Annotated in this window: 22 protein-coding genes and 2 pseudogenes; 6 read left to right on the top strand and 18 right to left on the bottom strand. The window is 36.9% G+C overall.

Features of this window, described 5'->3' with window-relative positions:
- Nucleotides 1-29 precede the first annotated feature (29 nt).
- The 4 genes from K2N75_RS04255 to K2N75_RS04240 are packed head-to-tail and all read right to left on the bottom strand — an operon-like array spanning nucleotide 30 to nucleotide 5,520.
- Entirely contained in the window at nucleotides 30-1,601 is a 1,572-nt protein-coding gene (locus tag K2N75_RS04255) for a dipeptide ABC transporter ATP-binding protein (RefSeq protein ID WP_297679961.1), read from the bottom strand.
- A complete protein-coding gene (locus K2N75_RS04250) occupies nucleotides 1,598-2,638 on the bottom strand; it encodes an ABC transporter permease (protein WP_297679960.1) in 1,041 nt (346 codons plus the stop codon). Before K2N75_RS04250 ends, K2N75_RS04255 begins: the two co-directional genes overlap by 4 nt.
- Before the next feature lies 1 nt (nucleotide 2,639).
- Nucleotides 2,640-3,677 (bottom strand): microcin C ABC transporter permease YejB, encoded by a 1,038-nt coding sequence (yejB, locus tag K2N75_RS04245; RefSeq protein ID WP_297679959.1) that lies wholly within the window; start codon nucleotides 3,675-3,677, stop codon nucleotides 2,640-2,642.
- A gap of 10 nt (nucleotides 3,678-3,687) precedes the next feature.
- Nucleotides 3,688-5,520, bottom strand: a complete 1,833-nt coding sequence (locus K2N75_RS04240; protein WP_297679958.1) for an extracellular solute-binding protein — start codon at nucleotides 5,518-5,520, stop codon at nucleotides 3,688-3,690.
- A gap of 118 nt (nucleotides 5,521-5,638) precedes the next feature.
- On the opposite strand from K2N75_RS04240, the gene K2N75_RS04235 reads away from it, so the two are divergent.
- From K2N75_RS04235 to K2N75_RS04225, 3 genes are all read left to right on the top strand, one after another.
- Nucleotides 5,639-6,190 (top strand): PepSY domain-containing protein, encoded by a 552-nt coding sequence (locus K2N75_RS04235; protein WP_297679957.1) that lies wholly within the window; start codon nucleotides 5,639-5,641, stop codon nucleotides 6,188-6,190.
- A 129-nt stretch (nucleotides 6,191-6,319) separates the two neighbouring features.
- Nucleotides 6,320-6,703, top strand: coding sequence for a hypothetical protein (locus K2N75_RS04230; protein WP_297679956.1), 384 nt, complete (start codon nucleotides 6,320-6,322; stop codon nucleotides 6,701-6,703).
- 10 nt (nucleotides 6,704-6,713) lie between these two features.
- Nucleotides 6,714-7,001 (top strand): hypothetical protein, encoded by a 288-nt coding sequence (locus K2N75_RS04225; RefSeq protein ID WP_297679955.1) that lies wholly within the window; start codon nucleotides 6,714-6,716, stop codon nucleotides 6,999-7,001.
- A gap of 26 nt (nucleotides 7,002-7,027) precedes the next feature.
- Here the strand turns inward: K2N75_RS04225 and nspC are convergent, their stop codons facing one another.
- The 12 genes from nspC to flgH all read right to left on the bottom strand — a co-directional run bounded on the left by nspC (nucleotide 7,028) and on the right by flgH (nucleotide 19,148).
- Nucleotides 7,028-8,287 carry a carboxynorspermidine decarboxylase gene (gene nspC / locus K2N75_RS04220; protein ID WP_297679954.1) on the bottom strand — a complete coding sequence of 420 codons (1,260 nt, stop codon included), beginning with the start codon at nucleotides 8,285-8,287 and terminating at the stop codon, nucleotides 7,028-7,030.
- A gap of 13 nt (nucleotides 8,288-8,300) precedes the next feature.
- Complete coding sequence (locus K2N75_RS04215) at nucleotides 8,301-9,047, bottom strand: 3'-5' exonuclease (protein WP_297679953.1); 747 nt, start codon at nucleotides 9,045-9,047, stop codon at nucleotides 8,301-8,303.
- A gap of 20 nt (nucleotides 9,048-9,067) precedes the next feature.
- The gene (locus K2N75_RS04210; protein ID WP_297679952.1) at nucleotides 9,068-10,231 is read right to left on the bottom strand and encodes a putative peptidoglycan glycosyltransferase FtsW; all 1,164 of its coding nucleotides are present in this window, start codon (nucleotides 10,229-10,231) and stop codon (nucleotides 9,068-9,070) included.
- Nucleotides 10,232-10,252: 21 nt separating this feature from the next.
- A complete protein-coding gene (locus K2N75_RS04205) occupies nucleotides 10,253-11,293 on the bottom strand; it encodes a YeiH family protein (RefSeq protein WP_297679951.1) in 1,041 nt (346 codons plus the stop codon).
- A gap of 105 nt (nucleotides 11,294-11,398) precedes the next feature.
- Entirely contained in the window at nucleotides 11,399-12,349 is a 951-nt protein-coding gene (locus tag K2N75_RS04200) for a methylenetetrahydrofolate reductase (RefSeq protein ID WP_297679950.1), read from the bottom strand.
- Nucleotides 12,350-12,466: 117 nt separating this feature from the next.
- A complete protein-coding gene (locus K2N75_RS04195) occupies nucleotides 12,467-13,288 on the bottom strand; it encodes an RluA family pseudouridine synthase (protein ID WP_297679949.1) in 822 nt (273 codons plus the stop codon).
- Entirely contained in the window at nucleotides 13,288-14,550 is a 1,263-nt protein-coding gene (gene waaA / locus K2N75_RS04190; protein WP_297679948.1) for a lipid IV(A) 3-deoxy-D-manno-octulosonic acid transferase, read from the bottom strand. The genes K2N75_RS04195 and waaA overlap by 1 nt, the downstream gene beginning before the upstream one ends.
- A gap of 3 nt (nucleotides 14,551-14,553) precedes the next feature.
- The gene (locus K2N75_RS04185) at nucleotides 14,554-15,270 is read right to left on the bottom strand and encodes a zinc ribbon domain-containing protein (protein ID WP_297679947.1); all 717 of its coding nucleotides are present in this window, start codon (nucleotides 15,268-15,270) and stop codon (nucleotides 14,554-14,556) included.
- A 23-nt stretch (nucleotides 15,271-15,293) separates the two neighbouring features.
- A complete protein-coding gene (locus tag K2N75_RS04180; RefSeq protein ID WP_297679946.1) occupies nucleotides 15,294-16,028 on the bottom strand; it encodes a Nif3-like dinuclear metal center hexameric protein in 735 nt (244 codons plus the stop codon).
- Nucleotides 16,018-16,911, bottom strand: coding sequence for a glycine--tRNA ligase subunit alpha (gene glyQ / locus K2N75_RS04175; RefSeq protein ID WP_297679945.1), 894 nt, complete (start codon nucleotides 16,909-16,911; stop codon nucleotides 16,018-16,020). Before glyQ ends, K2N75_RS04180 begins: the two co-directional genes overlap by 11 nt.
- A 10-nt stretch (nucleotides 16,912-16,921) precedes the next feature.
- Nucleotides 16,922-18,388 carry a threonine synthase gene (thrC, locus tag K2N75_RS04170; protein ID WP_297679944.1) on the bottom strand — a complete coding sequence of 489 codons (1,467 nt, stop codon included), beginning with the start codon at nucleotides 18,386-18,388 and terminating at the stop codon, nucleotides 16,922-16,924.
- Between the two features lie 55 nt (nucleotides 18,389-18,443).
- Nucleotides 18,444-19,148 carry a flagellar basal body L-ring protein FlgH gene (flgH, locus tag K2N75_RS04165; RefSeq protein WP_297679981.1) on the bottom strand — a complete coding sequence of 235 codons (705 nt, stop codon included), beginning with the start codon at nucleotides 19,146-19,148 and terminating at the stop codon, nucleotides 18,444-18,446.
- A 114-nt stretch (nucleotides 19,149-19,262) separates the two neighbouring features.
- On the opposite strand from flgH, the gene K2N75_RS04160 reads away from it, so the two are divergent.
- The 3 genes from K2N75_RS04160 (at nucleotide 19,263) to K2N75_RS04150 (ending at nucleotide 22,252) form a co-directional block, all read left to right on the top strand.
- Nucleotides 19,263-19,712, top strand: coding sequence for a GatB/YqeY domain-containing protein (locus tag K2N75_RS04160; protein WP_297679943.1), 450 nt, complete (start codon nucleotides 19,263-19,265; stop codon nucleotides 19,710-19,712).
- A 145-nt stretch (nucleotides 19,713-19,857) separates the two neighbouring features.
- Nucleotides 19,858-21,438 (top strand): inorganic phosphate transporter, encoded by a 1,581-nt coding sequence (locus tag K2N75_RS04155; protein ID WP_297679942.1) that lies wholly within the window; start codon nucleotides 19,858-19,860, stop codon nucleotides 21,436-21,438.
- A gap of 28 nt (nucleotides 21,439-21,466) precedes the next feature.
- The gene (locus tag K2N75_RS04150) at nucleotides 21,467-22,252 is read left to right on the top strand and encodes a metallophosphoesterase family protein (protein ID WP_297679941.1); all 786 of its coding nucleotides are present in this window, start codon (nucleotides 21,467-21,469) and stop codon (nucleotides 22,250-22,252) included.
- Here K2N75_RS04150 and K2N75_RS04145 read toward each other — a convergent pair.
- Nucleotides 22,187-22,531, bottom strand: a pseudogene (locus tag K2N75_RS04145) (ankyrin repeat domain-containing protein); the annotation flags it as partial. The gene K2N75_RS04150 and the pseudogene K2N75_RS04145 overlap by 66 nt on opposite strands.
- A 3-nt stretch (nucleotides 22,532-22,534) precedes the next feature.
- A pseudogene (locus tag K2N75_RS04140) lies at nucleotides 22,535-22,738 on the bottom strand (catalase); the annotation flags it as partial.
- Between the last annotated feature and the right edge of the window lie 124 nt (nucleotides 22,739-22,862).

Genomic DNA, 22,862 nt, shown 5'->3' with positions numbered 1-22,862 from the left:
TTATAAATAACCACAATTTGCAAGCAATCTTATAGCTCACTTGCTTCAAGCAGGGTTTGGACATAAGGGTGTTTTGGGGATTTGAAAACTTCTTTTGTCGCCCCATATTCAAGCATTTTTCCCTCTTTTAATACCAAAACATTTTGACATAAATTCGCAATCACACTCAAATCGTGGCTAATGCAAAGATAGCTTAAATGATATTGCTTGCTAAGATTTAAAAGTAATTTCAAAATTTGATTTTGTGTCGCGCGGTCTAATGCACTTGTGGGTTCGTCCAAAATCAGCACTTTTGGGCGTAAAATCAAACTTCTAGCAATGCTGATTCTCTGTCTTTGTCCCCCGCTTAGTTCATTAGGATAACGTTCTAAATAGCTTTCATCTAGCCCTACATCTACGAGACTTTGGACAATTTTTTCATAAATTATTTTGGGATTTTGCGATTCTTTGTGCTCCTTAAGCCCCTCTTGCAGAATCTGAAAAACATTCATTTTGGGATTAAGAGAGCTAAAAGGGTCTTGAAAAATGATTTGAATTTTTTTTCTAAAATGACGCAATTCTTGCCCCTTTAAAGCGAAAAAATTTTTGCCTAAAAACTTCATTTCTCCTTGTGTGATATTGGATTCAAGCAAGCGACAAAGTGCGTGAGCCAAGCTACTTTTGCCACTTCCTGATTCACCAATAATTCCCAAACTTTCCCTTTCTCTTAGGCAAAAGCTAAGAGGTTCTAAAGCGACAAAAGATTCTAAAGTTTTACCCCAAAAACTCTTTTTTGTTGGGTATTGGACGCTTAGATTTTGAATCTCTAAAAGTGTATTTTGTTGATAAGATTCTTGATTGTAATGGAATCCCATTGACTGAATGAGCATTTGTGTATAAGGATTTTTAGGGGATTCAAAGATTTCTTTTGTTGTTCCTTTTTCTACGATTCTACCTTTTTGAAGCACAAGAAGCGAGGAGCAGAGCTTGGAAACGACGGCTAGATTATGGCTGATAAAAAGAATGCTAAGGTTTAATTTGGCTTGCAAATTTTTCAAAAGTGCGAGAATTTGGGCTTGTGTTGTGGAATCTAGCGCAGTAGTTGGTTCATCGGCAATAAGGATTTTAGGAGAATTTGCAAGAGCAATGGCAATACAGATTCTCTGTCTTTGTCCCCCGCTAAGTTCATAAGGATAGGATTCTAGCACTTTTGGAGTGAGATGCACATTCTCTAGCAATTCCAAAATTTTTTGCTGCAAGGAATGAGGCTTGATTTTTGGGCAATGAATCACAATTGCTTCACTAAGTTGTTTTTTGATTTTTTGCAAAGGATTGAGCGCGCTTAGGGGTTCTTGGAAAATATAGCTGATTTCTTTGCCCCGCAAAGCTTGCATTTGCGATTCTTTCCATTCAAGTAAATTTTGCCCCAAATAAAGAATCTCTCCACTTTGCAGTTCGTAATTTTTAATTAATCGTAAAATCAAATGGCTAAGCAGAGTTTTTCCGCTTCCTGATTCCCCCACGATTCCTAAGGTTTCTCCTTGTTGCAGTGTGAAATGAATGTCTTGTAAGGTAAATTCTTGCAAAGCAACTTGAAGTGAATGCACTTGCAAAAGATTCATTGTTCTTTTCCTTTGATGAGAATATTTTCACTCCTTAAGCAGTCCCGCAAGCCCTCTCCGATAAAGACGAGCAAACAAAGCAAAAAACTTAAAGCAAAGAATCCGCTTAGCCCAAGCCAAGGAGCGTTTAGATTGTTTTTGCCTTGAGAGAGGATTTCGCCTAAGCTCGCACTTGGTGGGGGCAATCCAAGCCCCAAAAAGTCTAAGGAGGCTAAAGTCGTAATGCTCCCACAAAGAATAAAGGGCAAGTAAGTAATTGTTGCAACAAGTGCATTGGGCAAAATATGGTGGAGTATAATGCGAAAATGGCTAACGCCAAGCATTTTGGCGGCTTTGATATAGTCAAGATTCCGCACTTTTAGAAATTCTGCGCGCACGAAAGGCACGAGAGTAATCCAAGAAAACAGCAAAACAACACATAAAATACTCCAAAAGTTTGGTTCTAACAGGCTTGCAAAAATAATTAATACAAAAAGAATCGGCATACCGCTCCAAATCTCAATTAACCGCTGCCCTAGTAAGTCTATTCTGCCTCCAAAATATCCACAAACTGCCCCGATAAAAAGTCCGATAATGGAGCTAAAGAAAGTAAGAATCAGACCAAACAAAATGGAAGTCTTTAGCCCATAAAGCAATCTTGCGAACACATCTCTCCCTAAGTCGTCTGTGCCTAAGAGATTCTTTAGGCTTGGGGGCGAGGGAGATGGAGTTGGCAAATCATAAATCACAGAATCGTAAGCATAGGGAATTAGTGGCATAATAAGAAAGCCTTTTTCGCGAATCTTGCTTTGCAAATAGGAGTCATTGTAGTTTGCAATACTTTCAAAATCTCCCCCAAAAGTTGTTTCGGGATAATCTTTCAATAAGGGAAAATAATTCTCCCCCGCATAGCGAATGAAAAGCGGCTTGTCGTTGGCAATAAATTCTGCACCCATACAGAGAATAAAAAGCATACCAAAAATCCAAAGTGAGAAATACGCACGCTTGTTTTGTTTGAATGCTAGGAATCGTCTTTGATTTAAGATTCTGTTTTTCATTTTAAACCCTTTGGAAATTGATTCTTGGGTCTATGAATGTGTAGAGCAAATCGCTGATTAATCCCACAATCAAGCCAAAAAGTGTAAAAAGATAAAGTGAGCCAAAGATGACAGGATAATCGCGTGTGATAATGGATTCGTATCCTAAAAGTCCCAATCCATCAAGCGAGAAAATGATTTCAATCAGAAGCGAGCCGCTAAGTAGGATTCCAAGTAATGCAGAGGGAATGGAAGCGATAATAATGAGCATTGCATTACGAAAAATATGACGATAAAGCACTTGAGATTCGTTTAAACCTTTGGCAAAAGCAAGCTGGACATATTGCTTGTGGATTTCCTCTAAAAAAGAATTTTTAGAAAGCAGAGTCAAAGTCGCAAAACCTCCAATGCTAAGAGAAATAACAGGCAAAGTAATATGCCAAAAGTAATCTTTGATTTTGCCAAATAAGCTTAAGTTTGCAAAATCATCTCCTGTGATTCCACGCAAGGGAAAGAGATTAAAATATGTTCCGCCTGCAAAAAGAATAATCAAGATAAGGGCAAATAAAAAGGTTGGAATCGCATTTCCAATAATAATGAGTGTGCTTGTAATGCTATCAAAAGTGCTTCCCTCTTTGAATGCTTTTTGGATTCCTAATGGAATAGAAATCAAATAAATTAATAAAGTGCTCCAAAGCCCTAGACTGATAGAAACGGGGAGTTTTTCTAAAAGCAAGTCAATCACAGCGGTATTTTTATAAAAACTACTGCCAAATTCAAAACAAAGATAATTTTTCATCATTAAAAAATACCGCTCTAAAAGAGGTTTATCAAAGCCATAAAGTGCATTGATTTTGGCAATCATCTCTTCATCCAAGCCTTGATTCTTATAAACACTCGTAGGTTGCACTTCGCCTTGTCCTCCCACTCCCTCTAAGCGTGCAATCATCTGTTCTACCGGACCGCCCGGTGCTGCTTGAATGATAAAAAAGTTTAATGTCATAATCCCAAATAGGGTAGGGATAATCAGCAAAAGTCTTTTGAGAATGTATTGTTTCAAATTTTCCCTTTTAGCGACGCAGGCTTGGATATTTCCTCTGCAATTTCTCTAGCTTGCTTGGATTGACCCACCAAGTTTCAAAGCCGACATTGTAAATTGGCGTAATTGTGGGGTGTTCTAAAAAGTCCCAAAAAGCAACGCGGAATGTTTTGGTATGAAAATGTGGAATCACATAATATTCCCATAATAGCACGCGGTCTAGCGCACGCGTGCTGATGAGAAGTTCTTGATAATCCTTTGCTTGAATGATTTTTGAAATCAAGGCATCTACGACTTCATTTTGAATCCCGATATAATTATAACTTCCTGCAGAATCTGCAGCCTTTGAACCCCAAAAAAATGCTTGTTCATTGCCCGGAGAGAGACTTTGAGGAAAAACACTAACAATCATATCGTAATCAAATTGTCGCAGTTGGTTGATGTATTGACTCACATCTACTATGCGAATTTTCATCGTGATTCCTAAGATTTGTAAATTTTTCTGAAAAGGAATCGCAACGCGTTCCATTGCAGGAGAGACAAGCAATAATTCAAAGGCAAAAGGCTGCTCTTTTGTATTGGGTTGCGTGGTGTCTTTGGGCGGATAAAGTTTGCCATTTTTGATGATGAAGCCTGCGTCTTTAAGTAAAGCTTGCGCTTTTTTAAGATTCTCGCGGTTGTTGCCATCGCCTTTGCTTTTTGGGAGTGAAAAACTTTGCGTAAAAACTTCTGGTGGAAGCTTGGAGCGATAGGGTTCTAAGATTGCTAGTTCTGCTCCTAATGGAATCCCAACGCTCGCAAATTCAGAATTATCAAAAAAACTTTTTGTGCGACTATATTGGTTAAAAAAAAGATTCTTATTACTCCATTCAAAATCAAATGCAAGCCCCAACGCTTCACGCACGCGCCTGTCCTTGAAAAGGTTTTTGCGCAAATTAAACACGAATCCTTGCATACCGCTTGGCAAGGAATGGAGCAATTCAATTTTTTGAATATCTTGGTTTTTTAGTGCGATTCCCTCATAACCTACCGCCCAATTTTTCGCACTAGATTCTTCACGATAGTCGTATCTACCTGATTTAAAGGCTTCTAGGGCTACGGCGTCATCTTTGTAATAGTCAAAGGTGATTTTGTCAAAATTAAAATATCCCACGCGCGTTTTGTGATTCTTAGCCCAATAATGTTCTACGCGCTGATAGGTAACGCTTCTCCCTGCTTCAAAAGATTCTATTTTGTAAGGACCGCTTCCTAATGGAAGTTTGAGCGGATTTTCGCTTAAAATGATATTTTCATAATAATGTTTGGGCAAAATCGGCAAATCCCCAAGAATTAAGGCTAATTCGCGATTGTTGGGATTGTGAAAATTAAAACGCACGGTGTATTTATCTACCACAATCACTTCTTTAACATCTGCATAATAGCGCACCATTGAGGGATTCTCTCCTCTTGCAATGGTGTTAAAACTAAACTCCACATCAAAGGCGGTAACTTCTTTGCCATCATTAAAACGCGCCTTTTCATCTAAATGAAAAATGACAAAGGTATTATCCTGTGCTCTTTGAACTTGTTTTGCTACAAGCCCATATTGACTGCTTGGCTCATCAAAAGAGCGCACCATTAAGGTATCATAAAGGAGTGAAAGCCCTTTTGCGCTTGTCCCTTTGAGCAAAAAGTCATAAAAACTATCATAACTTCCAAGAGCATATTGTTTGATATGTCCTCCTTTGGGTGCGTTAGGATTGACATAATCAAACGAAGTGAAATTTTTGTATTTTACTTCACCATTTGCGCTAAAAGCAGAATCGCTGTAAGTTTGCGCTAGCAAATAAGAAAAGAGAAGTGAGCAAAGTAAAAGAATGCGCATAAGTTTCCTTATTGAAATTAAAATCAAATATTCTAGCAAATTAAAGTTAAGAATTCTTCACATTTTCTTCATATTTCTGTGATATATTTCAATTTTATTTTTAAAAGGAGTCTTTAAGATGACAAAACAATTTCGCAATATTCATATTTACCTTAGTTTATTTTTCTTGCCTTTGGCATTAATGTATGCGTTAAGCGGGATTTTGTATATTGCTGGGATTAATCAGGATTTTGGTGCAACAAAGCAAACTTATACTTTGACGCAAAACATAGAAAAAGGGCAGGAAGTGCAGGCATTGGTAGAATATCTTAAAAGCGCACAATTAAAAGTGCCAAGCAATTTGGAAGCTAAAATGAATAGAAAAAGTGGGGCATTAGAGATTGGGGGAGTGCATTATTCTGCAAGCATTAAACAAAATGCGGATTCCACTTGGAGTGTTACGACTATGGAGCGCAGTTTAATTGGCGATATGATTATGTTGCACAAGGCAAAAGCAAAATGGTATTTTGATATTCTTGCGATTGGTTTTGGCTTAACTTTGATTCTGCTTTATATTTCTGGGTTAATGATTACTTTATTTAACATCAAAAAGAATCGCGGGATTCAAATCTTTACAATTCTAGCTGGAATTATCATTAGCGTGATAGTGGGTGCTTTGAGCGTGTGTTAATCCGCGCTCTTTAGGAGGTAAAAGAATCTTGCTAAATGGGGCTAACTACTTTCTTTTGAAAATATAATTAAATCTTAAGACATTTTAGTTTATTATTTTTTAACTTTTATATATTTTGGAGGTGCTGATATGGCGTGCTTTGTTGAATCTATTGTGGCTGCAGGTGTTTTGAGTGCGGTTAAAAGAAGTGTTTTAAAACAAGAAAAAGCAAATGAAAATGTGCAAAAAACTTCCCACAAAATCTCTTGGAGTAGAAAATTAAGTTGGCTTGTTAATATGCTTTTGGGAGGTGCTTTTTTGCTTTTTATTGAGCATATTTGGCATGGTGAGATTGTTGCTTATCCTCCTTTTTTGACTGCAATGAGTTCTCCAGAAGATACACAGGCAATGATTTATGAAATTTTGACGATTGGTAGTGCGCAAGTTGCGTTGATTACTGCGATTTGGATTGTGATGATTGTTTGCGCGGATAAAATGTCTGCAAATCTTACTTCTAAAGCACAAATGGCTTAAGGCTAATCCAATGTGTTTGTTGATGACTTTGTTCGCAGCAGTGATTGCAAGTATTTGCTGGTTTGTAAGTAATCCTCAAAAAAATTTGCAATTAGGCACTTTGAGCCTTATGTATTGGGGAGCTGGGCTAATGTGGATTGTAGATTGTGTTTTTGCAGCTTATGAGGGAGAACCCTTTTTAAACATTAGCAGTGATGATGCAGTGCTTGGCGCAGTTGTTGTGTTAGTTGGCTTGATTACGTGGTTCGTGCTTTTATTGGTTAAAAATCCCAAAAGGCTTTTTGCAAATACATTTTAAGCAAAGCAAAGCTAAGAAGTAGTTTCTTAGCTATTGCGGTGCTTGTAGTCTTGATAAGAAAACTCCTTAAACAATTCAAATTCTCCATTTTTATGTAATATACCAATGCAAGGTAAAGGAATCCCATTAAAAGTATTGTTTTTGACAATCGTATAATGCACCATATCCTCAAAAATCAAGCGGTCGCCAACTTTTAGTGGTTCTTTGAAGCTATAATCTCCAATCACATCTCCCGCAAGGCAGGTTGGTCCTCCCAAGCGATAAGTATAAGGCATTTTACCCTTTAGTTTTAGTTTGTGGTGTTTTTTGCTTATCTTCGCTTCAAAGCTATTGCGCACCATTGGGCGATAAGGCATTTCAAGACAATCAGGCATATGTGCCGCAGCACTGACATCTAAAATCGCAATCTTGATTCCATTTTGCACAATATCTATCACGCTACCAATGAGAAATCCACACTGCCAACCCACCGCTTCGCCCGGCTCTAAATAGACTTCTGTTTTGAATTTTGATTTGAAATCCCTAATGAGTTGGATAAGCAAATCTATATCATAATCTTTGCGCGTGATATGATGTCCGCCACCAAAATTAATCCAACGCATTTGCGGAATATACTCCCCAAAATGCTTGATAAAATATTTTAATGTGCGTTGGAGTGCATCACTATTTTGCTCGCAATGTGTATGAAAATGCAATCCGCTAATGCCCTCTAAACCAAATTTCTTGACACCCTTTTTAAATTCCTTTGGCGGGATTCCAAGTCGTGAGCCTTCAACGCAAGGATTATAGATTTCCGGGCTTACTTCGCTGTATTTTGGATTGACACGCAAGCCCACTTCAATTTTTGGCTGTCCTTTGCGCTCCCTAAGCTGATTTTGAGATTCTATGATTCCTTTAAAAGTCTGCCATTGCGTAAAAGAATTGAAAATAATATGATTTGAGATTTGCACAAGCTCTTGCATTTCCTCTTGTTTGTAAGAGGGGCTAAAGGTCGTAATCTCCTTACCAAATTCCTCATAACCCAATCTTGCTTCATAGATTCCGCTTGCAGTGATTCCGCTTAAATAATTTTTTGCAAGGGGAAAGCTTTTCCATAAGGCATAACCTTTGAGTGCTAGTAGAATCTTTGCCCCACTTTGTTGTTGCACCTTTTGAAGTAATTGCAAATTTTTTTCAAATTTTTTTTCTTCTAGCACATAACAAGGGCTTGGTAGAGAATCAAAATTTTTAGGATAGTTTTGGGTTAAGAATTGAGCAGTTTTTGGCTCTTTGTCTTGGGTTGGCATAGTTTGCTCCTTTTTAGGTTTTGATAAATTCTAGCAAATCCTTGCTTGTATAGAGATTTGCGGGGAGATTTTGCAAACAAATTTTAAAGACTTCCAATGTAGTTTTTGTATCTTGCAATGCGCGATGAAGGTTTTGGTGATGAATTTTGAGAAATTCATTTAAGAATCCTAAAGAATAGCGAGGTGCTTGGAGGGTTTTTTTGGCAAGTGCAATGGTGCAGAGTTTGGTGTTATAAAGATAACCAAAGCCATAATGGGCGAGGGAGTGGCTTAAGAAATTGTAATCAAAATTTACATTATGTGCGACAAAGATAGAATCGCCTAAAAACAATTTAAAAGATTCTAAAACTTTTGTAATTTTTGGCGCATTACTTAACATTTGAGCATTAATGCCTGTAATTTTGGTAATATATTCAGGAATTTCCTCGCAAAAAATGAGCGATTCAAAAGTTTCTGTAATTTTTCCATTATGAAACTTTATAGCTCCAATTTCAATGGGACGATGAATCAAAGGATTGTGCCCATTTGTTTCAATATCTATGATACAAAAAGATTCTGATTCTATGGGGGTTAGGCTAGGGCGATAATAGACTTTGTCGTGCGCAAAGACGAGCGGAATCCCGCTTCCTTTGATAATTTCAAGCTCGCTTGCACTTTCTCCAAACAAACCCGCTGCTTCGGAGAGGAGTGATAAAAATTCATTGTGGCTTAAAGGTCGTTTTTGTAGCTTAGAAATGATTTTGTCATAATGTTTTGGCATTTTAATTGACCATTTTTGATTTAGGACATTTTGGCTTTCTTGCTGATAGAGAGAACCATACCTATCATAATGCTTGTAGCCAAAATGGAACTTCCACCATAGCTTAAAAAAGGAACAGCAATTCCTTTAATGGGAATTAATCCAGAGATTCCAAAAGCATTGATTAAAAAGGAGAATCCCAAAAGAACTGCGACTCCAGAACAAAATAAATAATACATTGTATTTTCGCAACGATTCGCGATTTTAAGAATCCGAAAGAGAAGCGCGACAAAAAGCAAGCTAATGCAAAGCAATCCTACAAAACCAATTTCTTCTGCGATTCCAGCTAGAATCACATCGGTATGCACTTCACTTAAGAATCCTAATTTGATTAAACCATTCCCCAAGCCTTCGCCTAAGATTCCTCCATTTGCAATTGCATTAAGAGAATGTTGAATCTGATAGGGTTCGGGCAGATTTTCAACGCGTAAGGAATTTGCAATGGATTGAGGAAAAAAGGAAAGGATTAAGTCTTGTGTCCCAGCCCACCAGGCTTTAATGCGCATAATGCGATGAGTACTTGTGATAATCACAAGAATAAAAAGTGCAAATGCTCCGCTTAAAAGATAAAGAAACAACTTAAAAGACGAACCTGCAAAAGTCATCATTAGGGCTAAAGTTGCACCCAAAAGCACGATTTGTCCCAAGTCATTTTGCAAAATCGCGATTAAATAGACTGCAATCAAAAAGACTGCCACATAAGGCAAGAAAGTGATAAATTCCTCTTTCAGAGTTTTTTGCTCCAATAAAGAAAATTTGCGTGCGAAACTCCAAGCCAAAAAGATAATAAATCCAATCTTAAAAAATTCTACGGGTGCAAGAGAAAAGAAAGGTAAGCGAATCCACCGCTTTGCTCCTCCGGCACTCGTTGCAAGACTTTCAGGTAAAAAGTGCATAAGAAACATTAAAAAGATTCCGCCAAAAAACAAAGAAAAGCCAAACCAAAGGATAAAATTATCAGGATTGCAACGAGAGATTCCCCACATTAACATAATGCCAAGAATTCCGGCAATCAGCTGACGCAAAACAAAGTGAAATTCTCCATAATCATAATATAGAATCGCAAAAGAGGAGAGAGAATAAGAAAAAATAATGCTAATCGTAATGAGGCTTGCACTAATAATAAATAATGGGCGATCAACCATTACTATCTCTTAATTTTTGAATTATGGAATAAAATAATAGACAAGAAAGAATCCTCCAAAAGTAAGAATCCCAAACAAAATAAATGCCAAGACAAAAGCCTTGCCGCCAAATTCAAGGAATTTTTTCAAATCTACTTGAAGTCCTAATGCGCTCATTGCCATAACCAAAAAGAATCCCGAAAGAAATCGTAAGATAAAAACAATTTCATTCGGTAAGACCATTAGCGAATGCACAAGGACGATTCCTAAGAACCAAAATGCAAACCAAGGAATGTGTAATTTTCTTTTGCCTCCCTCTTGGCTTTCTGCAAAGAAATAAGGAACGACAAGCAAGACAGCAACAAGCAATAAAACGCGAATCATTTTTACAATCAAGGCAATTTCTTGTGTCTCTTGCGCAATCGCTCCCCCGGCACCTACGACATTTGCTAGTTCATGTAGGGTTAGTCCAATATAATAACCCTCCTGTGTTAAGCTTAGAGGAATAAATCCCAAAGCATAAAGGAGAGGATATAAGAACATTCCTACAAGTCCAAAAATAACAACCGTTCCTACGGCAATGATTCCTTTGTATGGTTCGGATTTTAAGGAGGATTCTAATGCTAAAACCGCCGCCGCACCGCAAATCGCGCTTCCTCCGCTCACTAAAATAGCGATTTCTTTGTCTAGTTTTAAGAGCTTAACGCCTATGATGTAGCCTATTGCCAAAATGAAAACCACAACAACAAGGCTTGAGAGAATTCCATTGAAGCCCACAAAAACAATACTTTGCAGTGTTACATTAAAGCCGTAAAGAATAATACCAAGCCTTAAAAGTTTTTTGGCACTAAAGACGACTGCCTTATCGCAAGTCTTTTGAGCTCGCCTAAAAAGAGGAGACGCTAGGATTCCAAGCACAACACCAATGATTAAGGGTGATAAATGGAGTTTGGACATAAAGGGTAAAGTCGCGGTGTAAGAGCTTGCTAGGCTGACTAAAAGCACCAATATAAAACCATTCAACCATTCACCCAAAAAAGCTTTCATTCTTTGATTTTTCAACGATTGTGTGATTTGAGACATTTTAAACCTTAAAAATTTAGAATTTTTATAAATTTTTTGTCAAAATAAATATTGAAGTGTAGCAAATTATCTCTAAAAACTTGAATAATTTTTATTTATCTTACTTTAGCAAATGATTTTTGCAATCCAATGGGGTTTATTTGCGCTCATAAAATGGAATTTTTGGTGCAGTGGATAAAGATTTGAAAATAATGTTTGGCTTTTTTCTAATCCCACTTGCGATTCTGTGTTTTGCTTGCTTGCTTTTTGCATCTCTTCAAGCAAAGTCATAGGGACGAATACACCGGGTAATTTATGGTGTAAAAATAAAGCAGTTTTATAAGAAAAAATAGGAAAGAATCCAAAAACTAATGCACATTTTGTGTGATTGTGTGCATTGATTTTCTCACACCATTCCAAGAGTTCTTGTGCGATGTTTAAGTCATAAATGGGTTGCGTAAAAATTGCTCGCGCACCATTTTGTATTTTTTCTTGCATTTTATTGTAAAGATTCTCTTTTTTATTTGCATAGGAGTTTAAGACACAAAAAGGATAAATGGGCTTAGAATCGCCACTTAGCACACCGCCATTAATGTCTTTTTGTTGATTGAATGCTTCAATGATTCTAAGAAGCAAGAGGCTATTGCCCTCAAAAACCCCTTTAGCTTGTGGTTGGTTGCCAAGCCGCAAAGGGTCTCCTGTGAGTGCGAGAATCAGTCGCAAGTCAAGGCTGTTCATTCCCAAAATATCGCTTTGTAAAGCAAGCGTGTTTTTATCCCGCATAGAAATTGTTGTAATGCTTGGAATCTTAAAGGTGTTTTGGAGCTTAAGACTTGCCAAAATTGCGCTATGTTTGAGCTTGCCCAAAGGAGAATCTGTGCAGATAAATGCGTCTAGTTTATCAAGAAATTGCGCTTGACGCAATGTATCAAAGAGCGGCTCAAGGTCAAAACTAGCAGGCGCAGAAAATTCGTAAGTGAAGCATTTGCCTTGTTGGGTTAGCTTTTGGATAAAAGATTCTATCTGGGCACTCAAGAAAGGAGAATTAGCGAGTGAATGATTGGAAGTTTGGTGCATAAGAGTTCCTAAATTTATTATAAATGAATCATTTTTTAATGAGAAATTGTATCAAAAATTTATAAATACAAATTGAATTTATAAATTTTAAATACTTTCAAACTTGCTTGCCGAATCCTATATATTATCCATAAAAATAAATTCTTTTGGTAGTGGGCAAGTGAAATTGTAGCCTAAAAGCGCAATGGATTCGGCGTGTAGCAAGATACGATTGGCAGGTTTTGCTCCATAAAGCGTATCGCCTACAATTGGGTGCTTAAGATGCGCCAAATGCACACGGATTTGATGGGTTTTACCTGTTTGAATTTCCACGGCTATTTTAGTTTTTTTGCCAGAAATTTCAAGAGGACGAATCCGTGTGATTGCCTTGTGCCCCTCGCCTTTTTTACCAATCGTAACTTTAGCAAATTTCCCTTTTTTAATGAGTAGGGGGGCTGTAATTTCGCATTCTTCCTCTATGATACCCTCTACAATGGCGATATAATGCTTTTTGACTTGCATTTGCTTGAAAGCTTCTTTCGCTTTAAGATGGAATGCGCTTTGATTTTTTACAAGCAATAAAATGCCGCTCGTTTCTTTGTCTAGCCTATGGAGCAAAACCCATTCCGGATAAGAGCTAGCAATCTCCTCACTTGTTAGAAATGCGGGTTTTTCAAGGGCTAAGATTTGTGAATCTCTAAAAATTTCGATTATCTTATTGGGAGTTTGAATTTTGAATTTTGTTTGGGGTGCAAGAAGCGCGCGCGCAATGCGTAGTTTTTTGCCATTAATGCTCACAAGTCCTCTATCAATAAGATTTTTAGCTTCGTTATTAGAAATATTTTCTTGTAGGCTTAAAAGTTTATAAGCTTTTTGCGCATTGATAGGAGATTTATTTTGGGTCCTTGATTGGGTTGGTTTAGGCTTTTTTTGTATTTTTTGGGATTTTTGATTTTTCATTAGGAATCCTTTGTGGATAAAATTGCTTGAATAATGCTTGAGGAATTGAATTTTTTGGTAATCTTTGCGGGTTTTAGGATTTCTTGTTTTTGTAAAACTTTGGAAAGGCTTTGAATTTTGCATAAAGTATAGTTTTGAAGGCTTGCAAATAGGGCTTTTTGGTTAAAAATATAAGGTCCGCTAATCAGTTTTGTTTGGAAAAAGGCAGGTTCTATTGGATTGTGTCCCCCGATGCTTTTTAAAAAACTTCCTCCTAAGATAACTCCCTGCGCAACTGCATAAAGATTATGAAGTTCTCCTAAAGAATCCAATAGAATAAATGGGGTATTGAGGGCTTCTTGTATCCCTAATTCTGAAGTTTTAGTAAGATGAGGTAAAGCATAGGAATCCAAAATCTGATTTAACTCCCTTTCTACTTCTAAAAACCTTTCTGGGTGGCGGGGAGCAAATAAAAAATGTGGAGTGGATTTTGTATAATGAACAAAATCTCCCTCTTTTTTGAAAAAAGCTTCTAAAATCGCTTCTAAAATCAAAACTTCTTCGCTTTGATTGTGCTTGCGATGCGTGCTAGCAACAACCCATAAAGGTTGTTTGGGGTGAGAATAATGGGTGGTAAGTTGTGGAATCTCAGCTAACTTTAGATTTCCTAAGACATTGACATTTTTAGCTCCCAATGTTTCAAGTCGTTCCTTATCCAAACGCGTTTGGCAAAAGATTTGATGAATGAGGCTAAAGAGTCTGCGGTAAAAGAATCGGAATCTCTGATAACTTGGAAGGGAATGTTGAGAAATTCTTGCATTAATTAAAAGAGTTTGCGCTCCTTTTAGCTTTGCACATACTAAGGGCATTAGCCAAAGCTCTGCTTCTACTAAAGTTAAACTTGCAAGGGTGATTTTGTGTAGCCAAAAAGGGATTAAAGTCTCAAAAGGCAAATAACGCACAAGACATTGTGGATAAAGTTTATATGCCAAATGAAAACCTGTTTGTGTCGTCGTAGTGAGCAAGATTTTTTCGTTATTTGGAAGTTGTTTGCTAAGGGATTCTATGATGACTTGTAGAGATTTGACTTCTCCAAACGAACAAGCGTGCAACCAATGGATTTTAAATCCCATTGCATCTGGAAACAAAGAATCGGGAATAAAAAAACGTTTTTTAAGAGAAAAGCGATATTTGGGTTTAAAGCTTAAAAAATATAAAAAAGGTATAGCGCAAAAATGCGCAATACACAGCATAAAATAATAAATGCCGATAAAACACTTCATTCTTTATTGTGCGTTTTCTTCTTGAAAATAGAGGATTCTACCGCAATGTGGGCAGGTGATAATATCATCTGAGCGAATCACATCAGAATAGATTTTGTCATTAATGCGAATGAAACAACCGCCACACGCTTGGCGCGTAATAGGCACGACACTCGTATTTTTTGCCCATTTGCGTATTTTTTCATAGAATGAAATAATTTTTTGGTCCATTTTACTAACAAGTAATTCTTTTTGAGCGAAGACTTTTTTCTGCTCTTCTTTGACTTGTTGAACCTCCACCTCCACTTTTTGGGAAATTTCGTTTTGATGAATTTGTAGCGCATTGATTTTTTCTTTTAAAGCATTAATGGAATCTTTTTTGGATTCTATTAATGTATTTAAGCGAGCAATTTCCTCATTGGCAAAAGTGATTTGTTCTTTGGCTAATTCTTCTTCTAGGCTTAAGGCTTTACTTTCTTTTTCTGTTTTAATGAGTTTAGTTTTATTTGCGATTTCTTCTAGTTTGAGTGATAAATCTTCCAAATGGTTTTCATTTTTGGCAATAGAGAGTGAAATATCACGTGAAGCACTTTCAAGCTCTTCTATCTCGTGATTAAGGGATTTTTCTTCTTCTTCAATGAGATTGAGTTCTTTTTTTGCTTCTTTAATGCGAGGCTCAAAGGAATCGATTTCTTTATCAAGATTTGCAATTTCAATTAATTGACTTAAATGCTTGTTCATACATAGCTCCAAAGGTTAAAATTTTAGACAAAATTAAAGGGATTTTGCGAATCTAAAATTATAGCTTTATAGCCTTGATTTGTCAAAAGAGGCAATAAAATTTCTCCAAAATAATGCTCTAATTCATAATGTCCGCAATCTATAAGATGAAAATTGCGCACGATGGCTTCCATTGCTTCGTGGTATTTTATATCTCCTGTAATGAGACAATCTATTTTAGCAAGATGACGCACGAACCCCCCGCCACTACCTGTAATAAGAGCAATATTTTGGCAATGCAAATTCTGCGATTCGGTAATTTTTATTTGTTTGAGAGAAAGTTTGTTTTTGATATGAGCACAAAGAGATTCCAAAGTGCCGTTCCATTGAAAATAAACAACAAAATCTTGTTGTTCAAATTCTTGGATTTTTAGAATCTCTTGAACAATATATTTGCCAAAATGTGTTTTATCAAAATTCGTGTGCATTGCAATAAGTTGAATGTTTTTTAAAATAGCTAATCGTAAGAGTTTAGCAGGATAATCCTCAAAGACTAATGTTTTAAGTGGATTAAAAATCAATGGGTGGTGCGTGATAAGCAAAGAATCTTGCTCCATTTGCTCTAATACGGATTCTGTTACTTCTAAGCTTAAATAAATTTTTTTAAAATTGTGCTGTGGTGTGCCTAGAATCAATCCAGAATTATCCCAAGATTCTTGCAGATTGAAAGGACTTAAGGTGTCCAAAAAATTTAGAATCGTAGCAAGATTATGTTTCATTTGATTTTTGCTTTGCGAGTTTGAGACGCTCTTGACGCAAGGATTCTTGCTCTTTATAGAGAGTTGCACAAGATTTAGAGAGTTCGCGGATTTTTAAAATATAATTTTGCCTCTCTGTTGCAGAAATTGCTTTGCGTGCGTCTAATACATTGAATAAATGGCTTGCAAGCATAGCGCAATCATAAGCAGGCAAAGGCAATCCCGCTTCTAATGAGCGGTTTCCTTCTTGCTGCATTTTGGCAAAAAACTCAAAGAGCATTGCGGTATCTGCGACTTCAAAATTGTATTTTGAAAATTCATATTCCCCCTCTAAATGCACATCTGCATAGGTATAATTTTCATTCCAAGCAATCTCAAAGACATTTTCTATGCCTTGTAGATACATTGCCAATCTCTCTGTTCCATAGGTGATTTCGACAGCCACTGGATCGCAAGGAATCCCTCCAACTTGTTGAAAATAAGTAAATTGTGTTACTTCCATACCATCTAACCAAACTTCCCAACCTAAGCCCCAAGCCCCAAGTGTTGGAGATTCCCAATTATCTTCTACGAATCGCACATCGTGGTTTTTTAGATTCAAACCCAAGTATTCTAGGCTTTTTAAATATAATTCTTGAATGTTGTTTGGGCTTGGCTTAACGAGCACTTGAAACTGATAGTAACTGCCTAAACGATTGGGATTCTCTCCATAGCGTCCATCTGTAGGACGACGAGAAGGTGCAACATAAGCCACGCTCCAAGGTTTAGAATCCAAACTCCTAAGCATAGTAGCCGGGTGAAAAGTGCCTGCACCTGCGGGAATATCGTAAGGTTGGATAATGAGGCAATTTTGTTCGCGCCAAAATTGTTGTAATTTTAAAAGCAAATCAGAGAAATATAGCATTAAAGATTCCTTATAGCCATTCTAAAATTTTTTCACCCAAAACTTCTGCGCTGAAAGCTTCTTGATGGACTTCTGGTTGATTAAAGAGTGTGAAAATTTGTTTTGGGATATTGATTTTATAGGCTTTAGAAATTTGCTCTAACGCCTCTTTGTCGCTTAAATCCCCCAAGCCTAATGCTTTGGCTAATGTGGGAGCAAATTTTGTCCATTCTGCAGTGGAGCAAAGCACACAAGGAGTGTTTGGAAATTTGACTTTGATTTCCTCAAATGCTTTGAATCCACAAGCTGTATGTGGGTCTATGATATAGCCTTTTTGGGCGTAAGTTTTCATTATGTTAAGGCAATAATTATCATCGCAACTTGTGGCACTAAAGTAAGTTTGCACCCACGCAAGCTCTTCTTTGGTTAGGCTGTATTTGCCATTTTGTTCTAGTGATTCCATAAGCTCTCTTGTGCGTTGTGCGTCAAATAAAGTAAATAGCACACGCTCAATATTGGAGCTTTTTAAAATATCCATTGCGGGCGAATAGGTTTTTTGCAAGGATTTTTCTGAAATATCATAAACACCTGTTTTAATGAACTCTGTTAAAACATTGTTAGCATTAGAGGCAATCCAAATGCGTTCAATTGGGAATCCCATTAGTTTTGCATAAAATGCTCCCAACGCATTACCAAAGTTACCACTTGGAACGATAATATGAATTTTTTGATGATTGATTTTAAAGATTTGCAAGCTTGCATAAATATGATAAAGAATCTGAAATGCGATTCTACCAAAATTGACGCTATTTGCAGCACTTAAAGCAATGTTTTTGGATTTTAAAATCGCATTAAATCTTGGGTCTTTAAGCAGGTTTTTAAGCAAGGTTTGCGCCTCATCAAAATCTCCTTTGATACCAAAAACTTTTATGTTTTCTGCATTAATGGTTGTCATTTGTAGTCGCTGCACTTCACTTGTTCCACCTTCTGGATAAATGCAGACAACTTTAATCTGTGGCTTGTTGGCAAAACTTTGCAGGGTTGCAGGACCTGTATCGCCGCTAGTTGCTACCAAAATAAGGTAATCAGTTTCTTTTTTGGATTCTCTTAAAAAACCTCCAAACAAAACTCCAAATGGTTGCAATGCCATATCTTTAAAGGCACGCGTAGGTCCGCAATAAAGCTTTTGGATATTAAGATAAGGATGCACAGAATAAAGAGGTGCTGGAGTAGTAGAATCGTCAAAATCTTCATAAAGGCTAAGTGCTTCCTCTAAGAGTTCTTTATGCACATTAAGCCCTAAACGATGAAAAATCTCTTGTGCTAATTCCTCATAAGTTAGCTGACTGAATTCCTTAATTGCGTCTTCGTCAAATTTTGGTAGTTTTTTAGCTGTATAAAGCCCCCCAAATGCAGCATTAGGATTTAAAATCGCATCTTTAAAGGTAAAAGCTAAGTCTTGTCCCCCACGGGTGCCGATGAAATGTTGTGTTTGCACGCAAATCCTTTGTAAATAAATTTGCGTATTTTAGCAAATCAAGACAAAATTTGTCTTAAAAAGGCCAAACGGATTCAATAAGTTTTGTTCCCCAACCTTTTTCTGTGCTTTTCTTTAACTCGCCTTGTGTATCATACATAATTTTTGCGTCCGCAATATATTGGGATTCTATGGTGTTATTGCGCGCAATATCTGTCGGACGCACAACGCCACTTAAGTGAATGATTTGTTTCTCGCCATTAATCAGCACTTCGCGGCTGCCTTCAATGAAATAATTACCATTTTGCATTACTTTGATAATACGCGCTGCAATCGTAGTAGAGAAAGTTTCTTGTCGGTTTTGAGAACCTGTTCCTTGATAGGTTGAAGTATTTTCGCCGCTTGTAATGCCAAATCCTGTAACATTGCTTAACTTGCCTGTTAGCTTGGCAATGCTGTTGCTAGGTCCTCCAAAAGTGATTCCCGGTCCTGTCAAATTGGAATTGGAAGTCTCATTAAGATTCTTGTTAGCAGTAGAGCTTGCTTGCGCTGTTTGATTGATAATTACGGTTACTAAATCGTTAAGTTGCATTGCGCGGCGGTCAGAAAATAGCAAATTATCTCCCTGCCCAAAAATACTTCCCGGATTACCAAAATTATCTTCCTCTTCTTTTGGCGGCAGCTCTTCTACATAGGCTGGAGGACGAAACGAGATTTGTGGGTCTGTCGTGGCGCAACCCACAAAGAATAATCCAATCATAAAATAGGATACAAACGACAAAGTATGGAGAAAGACGATTCTACATTTCATAGCATTTCCTTATGTGAATTTTAGGTATAATCCTAAAGTTTTAAAAGAGTTAAGCAAAGCTCATTCCAAAATATAAGGATAAGAATGTCAAGTGCAATCAAAGAAAGAATCTTAAATGATATTAAAAGCGCAATGAAAGAGAATCATAAAGAAAAACGCGATGCGCTTAGAATGTTGAGTAGTGCGCTCAAACAAATTGAAGTAGATGAAAGAAAAGTCTTGGAGGATAAAGATGTCATTTTGATTCTTAAAAAGGCTTATAAACAAAGAGTAGAAGCAGCAGAAGCTTATCAAAGGGCAGGGCGAGAGGACCTCTATCAAAAAGAAAATTTTGAAATGCAAGTGATTATGGAATATTTACCAAAGCAATGTAATGATGAGGATTTACACAAAGCATTGGAGAAAATTTTGAATGAATTAGGAACAAAATCCAAAAAAGATATGGGCAAAATTATGGGTGTTGCAAGCAAGGCATTAGGAGAGGTTGCAGACGGCAAACGCATAAGTGAAATGTTGAAGAATATGCTAGAATAGAATCCTAAAAAACAAAAATAAAATAAAAGCAAGATTCTGAAAATTTGTTTAAAGATTAATAATTTGTTAGGTCAAATTATGCTATAATTATAAAGATATTGATGTATGTTAATTTTTAATTTTGTATTCTTGAAAAGGAGAGTGTATGGAGAATTTTTTACAGCCTGATAGAGGGTTCAAGATAAACAAAGAGAGCTTGCAAAAAGCAAGTATAATCTTTGTATTTGTCCTTGCTATTCTTGTAATGGTTGCTTTTGCAGAGAGCGTTACGAATCCGATTTTGCTAGGATTTGCAGCAATTGTAGGTGGATATATGGCACTCAATATTGGCGCAAACGATGTGGCAAACAATATGGGACCAGCTGTTGGTTCTAAAGCCTTGACAATGACAGGCGCGATTATTATTGCGGCAATATGCGAGATTTTAGGAGCATTGATTGCGGGTGGAGAAGTCGTCGGCACGGTAAGTAAAGGGATTATTTCTGCAGATGCCATTGGTGATTCTAGTCAGTTTGTTACTTTAATGCTTGCAGCATTAATTTCAGGTGCAATTTGGTTAAACATCGCCACTGTGATTGGTGCGCCTGTTTCTACAACACACGCCATTGTTGGAGGTATTCTAGGAGCTGGAATCGCAGCAGGTGGATTTGGTGTAGCGAATTGGGCTGCACTCGGTAAAATTGCAAGTAGTTGGGTAATTTCTCCTGTAATGGGTGGAGTGATTGCTGCAATTTTATTGTTTTTTATTAAGCATACCATTACTTACAAAAAAAACAAGAAAACCTCGGCAGAAAATATCGTGCCTTACTTGATAGCTTTTATGACTTGGGCATTTAGTTTATATTTAATCAACAAAGGCTTAAAACATGTCATTCAATTAGAGCCGCAAATTGCATTTGGTATTAGCATTCTTATTGCTATTGTGGTTTATTTTGTTGTTAAACCTATCATCAAGAAAGCTTTAGAGGGCTTGGAAAATAAAAAAGAAGAAATTAATAAGCTTTTTACTCTTCCTTTGATTTTTGCAGTGGCGCTCTTGAGCTTTGCACACGGCGCAAACGATGTGGCAAATGCTGTGGGACCATTAGCGGCAATTAATAGTGCTTTGAAAGTTGCGTTTGACGCTAGCCAAATCAGTGTGCCCTTTTGGATTATGCTAATTGGTGGGCTTGGAATCTCTATTGGACTTGCGCTTTTTGGACCAAGACTTATTCGCACAGTGGGTAGTGAGATTACAGAATTAGACCAGATGCGTGCTTATTGTATTGCGATGAGTGCGGCTTTAACTGTGTTGGTTGCAAGTGAATTAGGAATGCCCGTAAGCTCCACTCATATCGCGATTGGTGCAGTTTTTGGAATAGGTTTTTTGCGCGAACATCTAAAACGACAATACAAAGAGATGGAGTTAAAGATTTTAGAATCTCGCAAGGGAGAAGATAACGAAAAGGTTAAAGAATTTTTGGATAAATTTCGTAATGCCTCTATTCGTAGAAAAAGAGCGATTCTTAAAAGCATTGACCATAAGAAAACGAAAGGAACACAAAAAAACATTGAGATTCCAGAATTGAAGAAAAAAGAGCAAAAAAGACTAAAAGAAGCCTATCAAGAGGAACTTGTCAAACGTTCTGCGATAAACAAAATTATTGCTGCTTGGGTTATCACTGTGCCTGCATCTGCTATTTTTAGTGCAGTTTGTTATTTCATACTTTCTGCAATCGGATTCTAAATTTTAAAGATGTTTAGGAAGTTAAGAGTTGGGAATAAGTCAGTTGGATAGCTCTAAGCCCATCTATATTATTGGTGATGTGCATGGTTGTTTTGATACTTTATGTTTGTTGATTGAAAAACTACCGCAAAAGTGGGAATCACAAATTATTTTAACGGGTGATTTGATTGATAGAGGAGATAAAAGTTGTGAAGTAATTGATTTGGCAATTTCTAATCATTTTGCTTGCGTGCTTGGAAATCACGAAGAGCTAATGCTAGAGTATTACCATAAGATTCCAAGTAGCGGTAGAGGAAGCGTGTGGATTAGCAATGGGGGCTATGAAACAATGGAAAGTTATCGGAGATATGGTGGTTTGCGCAAAATCCACGAGCATTTAGAGTGGCTTGCGGAATTGCCGCGATTTTTGGAGATTGACTTATGTGATGAGGAGGGGAGGAAATTGTTTGTTACGCACGGATTCGGATTACCTTATTATAAAACGCGCAAGAAAGAATCCCAAGCTCTTACTTGGAGCAGACTTAAAATGCACAATCTACAAAAAGAAGCAAAAAAGAAATATGGGGTGTTTAATGTGTTTGGACACGATGTGCAAAAAGAAGTGTTGATAACAGAAAATTTTGCTGCGATTGATACGGGTTGTGTTTATCATAAAACCAAACCAAACGCAAGATTGAGTGCATTGGAATATCCCAGTAAACGAATCTTTGAACAAGTTTTTGTTTCTGAAATTCCAAAGCAGACAAAATCAAGAAATTTTATTCATTTCTTTAGCAAAACAGCTTCTATTTCTAAACTTAAATTTTTTAATTAAGCGTAAGATTGTGAGTGGAATGCGTTTAAAGAAGCTGACTTGAGAATATTTTATCAATAATTCTGCAATTTCTTGTCTTCCAAATAGAATTGCAAAGGTGTAGGGTGTCGCGCCTAAACCATTGTTGGCATTCGGATTTGCACCAAATGTAAGTAAGAGTTTTGCCATTTCCAAATGTCCCTTGAAGCATACTCCAGCAAGAGGGGTTTGCCCTCTATCGTTGCGTTCATCTACAAATGCGCCTTTTTGTAAGAGCATTTTAGCGCAATTTATGGAATCGTGGTAACTTGCTGGGATTCCACGATTATTCATTAGAATTGTTACTTGGTGCAGACTCTCTAGGCATAATGTCCAAAAATCCCACGCTGCGTTGTTGCCGACTAAATCCCAATTTCTTTCTTTGGTGTAGAATTTGATTGCAAATCCCCTGACATCTCTTTTTGTATCTGCCTCTCCTGCCATGGTTGAGAATAGCAAAAATATTGGTTAATTTTTCATTACTTTCTCTTAAAAGATGAATATACTTTAAAAATAACTTTTATTATTTCTATAAGAATTAGACACTCAAATTGTAAAAATAATAATAATTTTCCAATAAAAAAATTATTAT

The sequence above is a fragment of the Helicobacter sp. genome, from assembly GCF_029067145.1.
Classification (GTDB): Bacteria; Campylobacterota; Campylobacteria; order Campylobacterales; family Helicobacteraceae; genus Helicobacter_D.
The sequence above is the reverse complement of the archived record's forward strand: the minus strand, read 5'-3'. Positions and strand labels throughout refer to the sequence as shown.

What these genes read in the sequence shown, in the direction of transcription:
- glyQ (WP_297679945.1), bottom strand. Translation starts at nt 16,911, where the DNA reads ATGCTATATTTCTCTGATTTGCTTTTAAAATTACAACAATTTTGGCGC.
- K2N75_RS04215 (WP_297679953.1), bottom strand. Translation starts at nt 9,047, where the DNA reads ATGCCAAAACATTATGACAAAATCATTTCTAAGCTACAAAAACGACCT.
- K2N75_RS04160 (WP_297679943.1), top strand. Translation starts at nt 19,263, where the DNA reads ATGTCAAGTGCAATCAAAGAAAGAATCTTAAATGATATTAAAAGCGCA.
- K2N75_RS04180 (WP_297679946.1), bottom strand. Translation starts at nt 16,028, where the DNA reads ATGAAACATAATCTTGCTACGATTCTAAATTTTTTGGACACCTTAAGT.
- nspC (WP_297679954.1), bottom strand. Translation starts at nt 8,287, where the DNA reads ATGCCAACCCAAGACAAAGAGCCAAAAACTGCTCAATTCTTAACCCAA.
- K2N75_RS04195 (WP_297679949.1), bottom strand. Translation starts at nt 13,288, where the DNA reads ATGAAAAATCAAAAATCCCAAAAAATACAAAAAAAGCCTAAACCAACC.
- K2N75_RS04240 (WP_297679958.1), bottom strand. Translation starts at nt 5,520, where the DNA reads ATGCGCATTCTTTTACTTTGCTCACTTCTCTTTTCTTATTTGCTAGCG.
- K2N75_RS04205 (WP_297679951.1), bottom strand. Translation starts at nt 11,293, where the DNA reads ATGTCTCAAATCACACAATCGTTGAAAAATCAAAGAATGAAAGCTTTT.
- K2N75_RS04235 (WP_297679957.1), top strand. Translation starts at nt 5,639, where the DNA reads ATGACAAAACAATTTCGCAATATTCATATTTACCTTAGTTTATTTTTC.
- waaA (WP_297679948.1), bottom strand. Translation starts at nt 14,550, where the DNA reads ATGAAGTGTTTTATCGGCATTTATTATTTTATGCTGTGTATTGCGCAT.
- K2N75_RS04210 (WP_297679952.1), bottom strand. Translation starts at nt 10,231, where the DNA reads ATGGTTGATCGCCCATTATTTATTATTAGTGCAAGCCTCATTACGATT.
- K2N75_RS04230 (WP_297679956.1), top strand. Translation starts at nt 6,320, where the DNA reads ATGGCGTGCTTTGTTGAATCTATTGTGGCTGCAGGTGTTTTGAGTGCG.
- K2N75_RS04200 (WP_297679950.1), bottom strand. Translation starts at nt 12,349, where the DNA reads ATGCACCAAACTTCCAATCATTCACTCGCTAATTCTCCTTTCTTGAGT.
- K2N75_RS04255 (WP_297679961.1), bottom strand. Translation starts at nt 1,601, where the DNA reads ATGAATCTTTTGCAAGTGCATTCACTTCAAGTTGCTTTGCAAGAATTT.
- K2N75_RS04225 (WP_297679955.1), top strand. Translation starts at nt 6,714, where the DNA reads ATGTGTTTGTTGATGACTTTGTTCGCAGCAGTGATTGCAAGTATTTGC.
- K2N75_RS04250 (WP_297679960.1), bottom strand. Translation starts at nt 2,638, where the DNA reads ATGAAAAACAGAATCTTAAATCAAAGACGATTCCTAGCATTCAAACAA.
- K2N75_RS04185 (WP_297679947.1), bottom strand. Translation starts at nt 15,270, where the DNA reads ATGAACAAGCATTTAAGTCAATTAATTGAAATTGCAAATCTTGATAAA.
- K2N75_RS04155 (WP_297679942.1), top strand. Translation starts at nt 19,858, where the DNA reads ATGGAGAATTTTTTACAGCCTGATAGAGGGTTCAAGATAAACAAAGAG.